Genomic DNA, 8,633 nt, shown 5'->3' on the forward strand with positions numbered 1-8,633 from the left:
CCGGGCGTTCATCGGGTCCTCCGCCGGGTGGGATCCAGCGTGTCGCGCAGTCCGTCGGCGACCAGATTGACGCCGACGACCAGCATGACCAGCAGCACACCGGGGGCGATGACCCCGGTGGGGGCGGTGAAGACGGTGGCCTGCGCCTCCTGGAGCATCCGTCCCCACGAGGCGTTCGGCGGCGGGGCGCCGAGCCCGAGGAAGGACAGGCTCGCCTCGGCCATCACGGCGAGGCCGAACTGGAGGGCGAGGTTCACCACGAGGGTCGGCCAGATGTTGGGCAGCACATGGCCGGTGACGATCCGGGGCCAGGAGGTGCCCGAGGTCCGCGCCGCCGTGATGTAGTCCTGTGCCAGCACCCGTTTGACCAGCACTCTGGTCAGCCGGGCGACCACCGCCGTCATCGCGAGCCCGATGGCCAGCACCGCCGAGCCGAGCGAGGCGGACCGGGCGGCGACCATCAGCATGGCGAGCAGCAGGGTCGGGAAGGCGATCAGCACGTCCAGCAGCGTCGACAGCGTGTCGTCCAGCCAGCGGGTCGCGAACCCCGCCGCGAGCCCGGCGCAGACGCCGAGCACCCCGCCGAGCGCGGTCGCGCCGAGTCCGGCCCGCAGCGCGATCCAGGCGCCCGTCATCAGCTGGGTCAGCAGGTCGCGGCCCAGCTTGTCGGTGCCGAGCGGATGCGCGCCGCCGGGAGCGGCGAGCCGGGTGCCCGTGGTGTCGTCGGGCGCGTACGGCAGCCAGACCAGCGAGACCAGTGCGACGAGGACGACGAAGCCGACCAGGACGCAGCCGGTGACGAGCGCGGGCGAGCGCCGCCGCCGCGACGGCGCCCGCCCGGCGGCGCCGACCCGTACCTCCCGCGCCTCGCTCGCCCCGCTCATCGCGTACCTCCCGAGGACAGCCGCCCGCGCAGCCGCGGATCGATCAGCCGCTGCGCGAGGTCGCTGAGGAAGCCGATGACCAGCACGGCGAACGTCGACACGAACAGCACGCCCTGCACCACCGGGTAGTCGTGCTGCGCGACCGCCTGGGCGAGCAGGCTGCCCAGCCCCGGCAGCGCGAACACCGTCTCGACGACGACCGCGCCGAGCAGCGTCGTGGCCAGCTCGACGCCGAGGACCGAGATGACCGGCACGGCGCCGTTGCGCAGCCCGTGGCGCCACATCGCGCGGGTGAAGGAGGAGCCCAGCGCGCGCGCCGTACGCAGATAGTCGCTGCCCAGGACGTCCAGCGCGGCGGAGCGCACGTACCGGATGAGCGACGCGGACATCACGAGCGCGACCGTGATCACCGGCAGGGCCAGCGAGTTGAGCGCCTCCCCCGGCCGCTCCCAGCCGTCCTGCGGGAAGCCCCCGGCGGGCAGCACCCCGAGGCGCAGGGCGAAGACGGTGATCAGGATCATGCCGACCCAGAAGACCGGTACGGCGATCCCCAGCTGGGAGACGCCGCTGATCAGCGTCCCGAACCGGGTGTGCGCCCGCAGCGCCGCCGCGTAGCCGACGGGCACCGCGACCACCACGGCCAGCACGAAGGCCAGCAGCGTCAGCGGCACGGTGACGTTCAGCCGGGAGGTGATCTCCGGGCCGACCGGCAGCGTGCTGACGAACGAGTCGCCCAGATCGAAGGTGACCAGCTGGTGCAGCCAGTGCGCGAACTGCTCGGGCAGCGGCCGGTCGGAGCCGATCGCGTGGCGCGCGGCCTCGATCTGCTCCGGGCTCGCGCCGACCGAGAGCAGGGAGTTCGCGGGGTCACCGGGCAGCAGCCGCAGCAGCAGGAAGAGCACCACGCTGGCCAGGAACAGCGAGCCGGCCAGGAAGACCAGCCGCCGCAGGAGGTACGAGAGCATCAGCCCTTCTTGATCCCGTAGGCGTAGAACTGCGAGTTCAGCCCGTTCAGCGGGTAGCCGGAGAGCTTGGAGCCGGCCACCACGATCTGCGGGTAGAGGTAGAGCCAGTCACTGGCCGCGTCCTCGGCGATCTTCGTGTTGACCTTCTTCAGCAGGGCGGTCTGCCGCTCGGTGGTGTCGGACTCCTCGGCCTGCTTCACCCACGCGGTGACCTGCTTGTTGTCGTAGCCCCAGTAGAAGTCGGGGTTTCCGTACCAGACGATGTCGCGGTCGTTGACGTGCTCCTGGAGCGTCGCGCTGAAGTCGTGGTTCTTGTAGACCTTCGTGTACCACTCGTCCGGCGTGATGATGTTGATCTTGACGTCGATGCCGACCTTGGCCAGCTCCGACTTGATGAAGGTGGCGGCGGTCGGGTGCGGATCGTAGTTGGGGGTGTCGAGGGTGAAGCCGAAGCCCTTGGCGTAGCCCGCCTCGGCCAGCTCCTTCTTGGCGAGCGCCACGTCGTACGGGTTGACCTTGGTCAGGTCCTCGTACCAGGGGTCGGTCGGCGGGACCATGGAGCCGATCAGCGTGCCGTGGTCGCCCCAGACCGACTGGAGGAGCTTCTTGTTGTCGATGGCCGAGGTGACGGCCTTGCGCACCTTGACGTCGTTGAACGGCTTGACCCGGTCGTTGAAGGCGAGCAGCAGCTTGGTGGTCGAGTTCCCGTCGTTGACCTTGTAGTTCGGGTTGTTCTCGAACTGGTCGAGGGCGTCGGGGCTCTGCTCGCTGGTCACCACGTCGACGGCGTTGGTGATCAGGGCGTTGTTGAGCGCGGTCGCGTCCTTGTAGTAGTGGAAGACGACCTTCTGGTTGGTGGCGGGGGTGCCCCAGTAGCCGGGGAAGCGGGCCAGGCTCAGCGCGGAGCCGCGGGTCCACTTGTCGAGCCGGTACGGGCCGGTGCCGTCCTCCGACGTCTTGAGGTTCTTGGCGTCGGCGTTGATGATCCAGATGTAGCTGAGGTTGTAGACGAACGAGATCGACTTGGCCGACAGCGTCACCTCGACGGTGTCCGCGTCCGGGGTCGCGATCGACTTCACCACGTCGAAGCTGCTCTTGCGCGCCGACTGGGAGTCCTCGGCCATGACCTTCTCGATGCTGTACTTCACATCGGCCGAGGTGAGGGTCTTGCCCGAGTGGAACTTCACGCCCTTGCGCAGGGTGAAGGTGTACGTGAGCCCGTCCGGGCCGACCTTGTAGTCCTTGGCGAGCAGGTTCTCGACCTTGCCGGTGTCGGTGAGCCTGAACAGCCCCTCGTAGACGTTGCCGTTGAGGGCCTCGGTCACGCCCTGCCCGCCGCCCCCGGTGTTGTCCAGGTTCTGCGGCTCGTACAGGGACCCGATCCCGATGGTCGCGTTCTTGTCGTACGAGCCGGACGAGCCGGACGCGTCCTTGGAGCCGCCGCCCGAGCCGGAACCGCAGGCGGTGAGGGCGAGGGACAGGCTGACGAGCAGAGCGCCGCCGAGCAGCGGTACGGACTTCGTTCTCATGAGGGGTTTCTCCTGTTGCGCCGGGGCAGGGCCTTGGGTGAGCTTGTCCGCTCAGTGCACCGCGTAGCCGCCGTGGAAGACCGGAAGCCTCTCGCCCGCCTCGACGGGCAGCTGGATCCGGTTCTGCCGCGGCGGCAACGGACAGTTGTACTGGGCGGAGAAACCGCACGGCGGTACGAAGGCCCGGTTGAAGTCCAGCACGACGGTCGAGTCGCCCGGCTCGCGCGGAACGAAGAGGAACCGCCCGGCCCCGTAGGTGTCCGCGCCGTTGGTCGGGTCGCCGAAGACCAGCAGAAGCGTTCCGTCGTCGTCGAACGCGGACAGCGCGTAGTCGACGCCGTCCAGCGTCACCGCGATGTCGCCCGGAACGACCAGCTCCCGGCTGCCGCCGCTGTCCCGTATGTGCTCGAACGGCACCCGCCGGTCGGTGGCGACCGGGGTGTAGCGCGCCTCGACCACCCACTCGGGGTGGAACGGGAACGCGTCGATGTCCGCGAAGTTCCGTACGGCCGGGGCCTCGGCGTCCCAGAACCGCAGGCCGTGCTCGGGCTCCCCGGTGCGCAGATCCGTCCGCAGCACTGTGGTCACCGTCACACCCTCGACCGCCGCGGCGCGCGCCTGCTTCAGGGCCACCTCGGCGTCGACGCGGGACGGCAGCCACCGCGTCTCGACGAGCGCCAGATTCCCGAGAGGCGCCACGACGGCCGCCCGGCGCGCGCCCCGCCACTCCTCGAAACCCGCCCGCGCGGCGGCGACGACGGACGCGGAGGCGCGGGACGAAGACGGTACGGACATGCGGGGCTCGCTTCGGTCGATGCGGACGGGGCTCGATCCGGCGCGCCCTCGCAGCCGGGTCCTGAGCCGCTGAATCGTACCTACATAGGAGCATTTCAGGCCACGAAAGTTCACACTGCGAGACACTCGTCTCAAAACCGACCCCGGAGGCGCCGCCCGCGTCTCCTACAGGTCGAAGACCGCCGTCACGGGCGCGTGGTCGCTCCACCGCTCGGCGTGGGTGGCCGCGCGCTCGACCCAGGACTTCACGGCCCGCCCGGCGAGCCCCTCCGTGGCCACGTGGTAGTCGATGCGCCAGCCCGCGTCGTTGTCGAAGGCCCGGCCTCGGTAGGACCACCAGGAATAGGGGCCGTCCTGGTCCGGGTGCTGGGCGCGTACGACGTCGACGTAGCCGGTCTCGTCGAAGACCCGGCCCAGCCACGCGCGCTCCTCGGGGAGGAAGCCGGACGCCTTGCGGTTGGCCTTCCAGTTCTTGAGGTCGGCCTCGCGGTGGGCGATGTTCCAGTCGCCGCAGACCAGGACCTCGCGGCCGTCGGCCGCCGCGCTCGCCCTCAGCCGCTCCAGGTACGGGAGGAACGCGTCCATGAAGCGGATCTTCTCGTCCTGCCGCTCCGTGCCGACCTCGCCGGAGGGCAGGTAGAGGCTGGCGACCGTGACGCCGGGCAGGTCGATCTCCACGTACCGGCCGCTCGTGTCGAACTCCGCGCTGCCGAACCCGACCCGGGTGCGCTCCGGCTCGCGCCGCGAGAGCAGCGCGACCCCCGCGCGGCCCTTGGCCTCGGCGGGCGCGTACAGCGCGTGCCAGCCGTCGGGGGCGCGGACCTCGTCGGGGAGCTGGTGCGGCTCGGCCCGTACCTCCTGGAGGCAGACCACATCGGCCGAGGTGCCGGCCAGCCACTCCACGAACCCCTTCTTGGCGGCGGCGCGGAGCCCATTCACATTCACGGATGTCACGGTGAGCATCCAGGCACAGTACTCGCCACCGCCCGGCGGGCGACCCGTCCGGTCGCGCCACCGATCGACCGGTCCCGTCAGTCGACCACGGAGATCTTCGTGCCGAGCGCGGCGAACTTCCAGATCGCCTCTCCGGCGTCGACGCCGACGCGGATGCCGCCCGTGCTCGCGCCGGGCGCGGGCTGGGGCGAGGCGCCGTCGACCGCGTGGGAGAAGGCCACGGAGAGCCCGTCCTTCACCGCGAAGTAGACGACGTGCCGGATGTCGACCCCGTCGGACCCGGCGGCTTCCTCACGCCGGAAGGAGACCGCGTAGGGGCCCTTCTCCGGGCTGATGGTGCCGGGCCACACGGCGAAGGAGTTGTCGTAGTTGTTGTCGGGGTCGACCAGCCAGACCCGTTGCTCGCCCAGCGAGTAGACGATCCGGCGGCCCTCTCCCGACGAGGTGGGTATCTCGCGCTTCGCCGTCTCGCTGGGGCCGGGGGCCACCGTCGCGCTCGGGGACGGCTTCGCGGTGGGTTTGGCCTGTCCGGTCGGGACGGCGGGCGGCCGCGGGCCGCTGCCCGCCTGTACGGCGAGTACGGTGACGGCCGCGAGAGCGCCAGCGGTCAGAGCGGTAACCCAGGCCCACGAGGGCAGTCGGCGGCCATGCACAGGTGCGGATCTCCTCAACTCTCCTACCAGCAACGACAATGTAGCCGCTGGCGGACGCGCACCTCCTGCTGCCCCCATGAAGTTGGTCACTTCCCACGGGCCCGGACACCGGGGGTCCCTACACGCCAGGGTCCGTACACACCAGGGTCCGTACACGCCAGAGGCCCGGCCCGGCGTTCGCACGCCGGGCCGGGCCTCTGGAGGAGATCAGCGGTTGCCCGCACCGTTCCCGGAGAGGACCGGGATGTTGTCCAGGATGTGCGACAGCGCCTCGTCGCCCTTCGCCTGCGTCGAGTTCTCGACGCACTGCTGGTTCTGCGGGGAGGACAGGACGTTGACGTCCTGAACGGTGATCGGCACGAGGCCGATGAGGGAGCCGACGTTCGCCTTGAGCGGGAGACCGACACAGGGCTTGTTCAGCGACCCCTGGACCAGGCCCAGCTGGGGGCTCATGTCGCCCTTGGTCACCGCGTTGCCGAAGGCCTGCTCGGAACCGTTGCCGCTGAACGACGTCGGGCCGCCGTCGTTACCGATGGCCAGTGCCGGCGACGCCGCGGCGGCGGTGGCTCCGACGATGGACGCCGCTACAGCAGCGGTTGCCCACAGCTTCTTCATTTTAATGCCTTTCCAGAAAGTCGGATTCCACCGGTGGAATCCGAGCTGCTCAACTCGCCCGAAAGCGGATTGGTTTCGGGCGTTCCCCCGGATGGAGTAATCGCCCTTTCGAGAAAAAGGCCGGTCCGCCGCGGATTTCAGCGGCGGACCGGCCGGTGGGCCGATTTTCAGCGGTTGGCCAGGCCGTTCCCGGACAGGATCGGGATGTTGTCCAGGATGTGCGACAGCGCCTCGTCGCCCTTCGCCTGCGTCGAGTTCTCGACACACTGCTGGTTCTGCGGCGAGGACAGCACGTTGATGTCCTGAACGCTGATCGGCACGAGGCCGATGAGGGAGCCGACGTTCGCCTTGCCCGGCAGCGCGATGCAGGGCTTGTTGAAAGAGCCCTGGATGAGGGCGATCTGCGGGCTCATGTCGCCGTACGTCGACATGTTCCCGTACTGCTGGGTGGCGAAGTTGCCGCTCGCGGACGTGGGCCCACCGTCGTTGCCGATGGCGAGCGCCGGGGCCGCGGCGGCGGCCGAGACGCCGACGACGGAGGCGGCGACGGCCGCGCCGGCCATAACCTTCTTGATCACGATCTGAGTCCCCTTCTGAAGGATGCCCCAAAGTTCCGGGAGCCCCCTGAGCAACTCCCTCCCGCTTCTTTGGTTCTGGCCGTTCACTCCAACGGCCTATTACCGGCGATTACGCCGTGGCAATGCCGCGCCCGTCCACAAGCCGATCGGGTGAAGCAGGAGAACCAAACCGCACAGGCCCGGTTGTTCAGGTCGCTGCATCTGCATTTCTTAGGAAAAGGAACACACCGTGATCAAGAAGATTATGGCCGGCGCGGCCGTGGCCGCCTCCGTAGTCGGCGTTTCCGCTGCCGCCGCGGCCCCCGCTCTCGCCATCGGCAACGACAACGGCCCGACGTCCTTCAGCGGCAACGGCGCGAAGAGCGCCTTCGGCAACGCGGCCACCAAGGGCGACCTGAGCCCCCAGGCGGAGCTGATCCAGGGCTCGCTGAACGACCTGTGCCTCGGCGTCCCGGTCAAGGCGAACGTCGGCTCGCTCGTCGGCCTCCTCGTGCCGGTCACCGTCCAGGACGTCCAGGTCCTGTCGAACCCGCAGAACCAGCAGTGCGCCGAGAACTCGACGCAGGCCAAGGGCGACGAGCCGCTGTCGCACCTCATCAACGACATCCCGGTCCTCTCGGGCAACGGTGTCGCGAACGGCTGACCCAGGCCGATGAACCGGCCCGGCGCGACGATGCCCCGGGCCGGTTCGCCTTTGTCGGATACGGCAGTCGGGTGAACCCGCCAACCCGGACAAATCGGGGCAGTTTCCTCGTCGCGTCGTCATCGTTGGACCTTCAGCAGCGGACGTTGAGAGCTGAGCTGGCTGATGCTCGCGTGCCACGACCGTCGTGCGGACGCGTTCGCCGCTGCGGAAAGGGCTGACAAAGATGAAGTGCATGAAGGCCGCGACGATCGTCGCGGGAATGGTCCTGGCTCTGGGTGCCGCCGCTCCGGCCATGGCCGACGCGGGCGCCGAAGGGATCGCGGTCGGATCCCCGGGTGTCCTGTCGGGCAACGTCGTCCAGATCCCGGTCCACGTGCCGGTCAACGTCTGCGGCAACAGCATCGGCATCATCGCCCTGCTGAACCCCTCCTTCGGCAACGCCTGCGTCAACAAGTGACGTCGTAAGACCTCACGGTGTTCCCGGCCGGTCCCGAAGCGCGCTCCGACCTGCGCTTCGGGACCGGCCTCATTTGGCATCACTCTCACTCAGGAGAACCACGTGCGAGACCTCATCAGCAAGGGACTGCTCACCGCCGCCGCGGCGTCGAGTGTGCTCTCCCTGAGCGGCGGCGCGGCCCAGGCGGCCGACGCGGACGCGGCGGTCGTCGGATCACCCGGCGTGGCCTCGGGCAACAGCCTCCAACTGCCCATCGACATCCCCGTCAACGTCTGCGGCAACACCGTGAACCCGATCGGGTTGCTCAACCCGGCGTTCGGCAACGTGTGCGCCAACACGTCGAGCACCCCGAAGGCGCACCACTCGGGATACGGCTCCGACGGCGGATACGGCTCGCAGGGCTCGTACGGCTCTCAGGGCTCGCACGGTTCGCAGGGTCCGTACGGCTCGCAGGGTCCGTACGGCTCGCAGGGTCCGTACGGCTCGCAGGGTCCGTACGGCTCGCAGGGTCCGTACGGCTCGCAGGGTCCGTACGGCTCGCAGGGTCCGTACGGCTC

11 protein-coding genes are annotated in these 8,633 nt (G+C 69.4%); 3 read left to right on the forward strand and 8 right to left on the reverse strand.

Annotated elements, in window-relative coordinates:
* Positions 1-8: 8 nt before the first annotated feature.
* From DVH02_RS28830 to DVH02_RS28865, 8 genes are all read right to left on the reverse strand, one after another.
* Positions 9-884, reverse strand: coding sequence for an ABC transporter permease (locus tag DVH02_RS28830; protein ID WP_114626791.1), 876 nt, complete (start codon positions 882-884; stop codon positions 9-11).
* Positions 881-1,849 (reverse strand): ABC transporter permease, encoded by a 969-nt coding sequence (locus tag DVH02_RS28835; RefSeq protein WP_114626792.1) that lies wholly within the window; start codon positions 1,847-1,849, stop codon positions 881-883. The genes DVH02_RS28830 and DVH02_RS28835 overlap by 4 nt, the downstream gene beginning before the upstream one ends.
* Positions 1,849-3,378, reverse strand: a complete 1,530-nt coding sequence (locus DVH02_RS28840) for an ABC transporter substrate-binding protein (RefSeq protein ID WP_114626793.1) — start codon at positions 3,376-3,378, stop codon at positions 1,849-1,851. Before DVH02_RS28840 ends, DVH02_RS28835 begins: the two co-directional genes overlap by 1 nt.
* A 51-nt stretch (positions 3,379-3,429) precedes the next feature.
* Entirely contained in the window at positions 3,430-4,173 is a 744-nt protein-coding gene (locus DVH02_RS28845; RefSeq protein WP_114626794.1) for a DUF1684 domain-containing protein, read from the reverse strand.
* Positions 4,174-4,338: 165 nt separating this feature from the next.
* Positions 4,339-5,136, reverse strand: a complete 798-nt coding sequence (locus DVH02_RS28850; protein ID WP_114626795.1) for an exodeoxyribonuclease III — start codon at positions 5,134-5,136, stop codon at positions 4,339-4,341.
* Positions 5,137-5,204: 68 nt separating this feature from the next.
* Positions 5,205-5,780 carry a hypothetical protein gene (locus DVH02_RS28855; protein ID WP_233518516.1) on the reverse strand — a complete coding sequence of 192 codons (576 nt, stop codon included), beginning with the start codon at positions 5,778-5,780 and terminating at the stop codon, positions 5,205-5,207.
* A 207-nt stretch (positions 5,781-5,987) separates the two neighbouring features.
* Positions 5,988-6,395: a rodlin gene (locus DVH02_RS28860; RefSeq protein WP_114626796.1), complete on the reverse strand. Its 408-nt coding sequence runs from the start codon at positions 6,393-6,395 to the stop codon at positions 5,988-5,990.
* Between the two features lie 167 nt (positions 6,396-6,562).
* Entirely contained in the window at positions 6,563-6,973 is a 411-nt protein-coding gene (locus DVH02_RS28865; RefSeq protein WP_114626797.1) for a rodlin, read from the reverse strand.
* A gap of 232 nt (positions 6,974-7,205) precedes the next feature.
* Here DVH02_RS28865 and DVH02_RS28870 point away from each other — a divergent pair, with 232 nt between their 5' ends.
* The 3 genes from DVH02_RS28870 to DVH02_RS37010 form a co-directional block, all read left to right on the forward strand.
* Entirely contained in the window at positions 7,206-7,616 is a 411-nt protein-coding gene (locus DVH02_RS28870; protein ID WP_114626804.1) for a rodlin, read from the forward strand.
* A 226-nt stretch (positions 7,617-7,842) separates the two neighbouring features.
* The gene (locus DVH02_RS28875; RefSeq protein ID WP_114626798.1) at positions 7,843-8,076 is read left to right on the forward strand and encodes a chaplin; all 234 of its coding nucleotides are present in this window, start codon (positions 7,843-7,845) and stop codon (positions 8,074-8,076) included.
* Positions 8,077-8,178: 102 nt separating this feature from the next.
* On the forward strand, positions 8,179-8,633 hold a 455-nt coding region (locus DVH02_RS37010; protein ID WP_158575949.1), incomplete at its 3' end, for a chaplin.

It is taken from the genome of Streptomyces corynorhini (genome assembly GCF_003346515.1).
In the GTDB taxonomy this organism is placed as follows: Bacteria; Actinomycetota; Actinomycetes; order Streptomycetales; family Streptomycetaceae; genus Streptomyces; species Streptomyces corynorhini.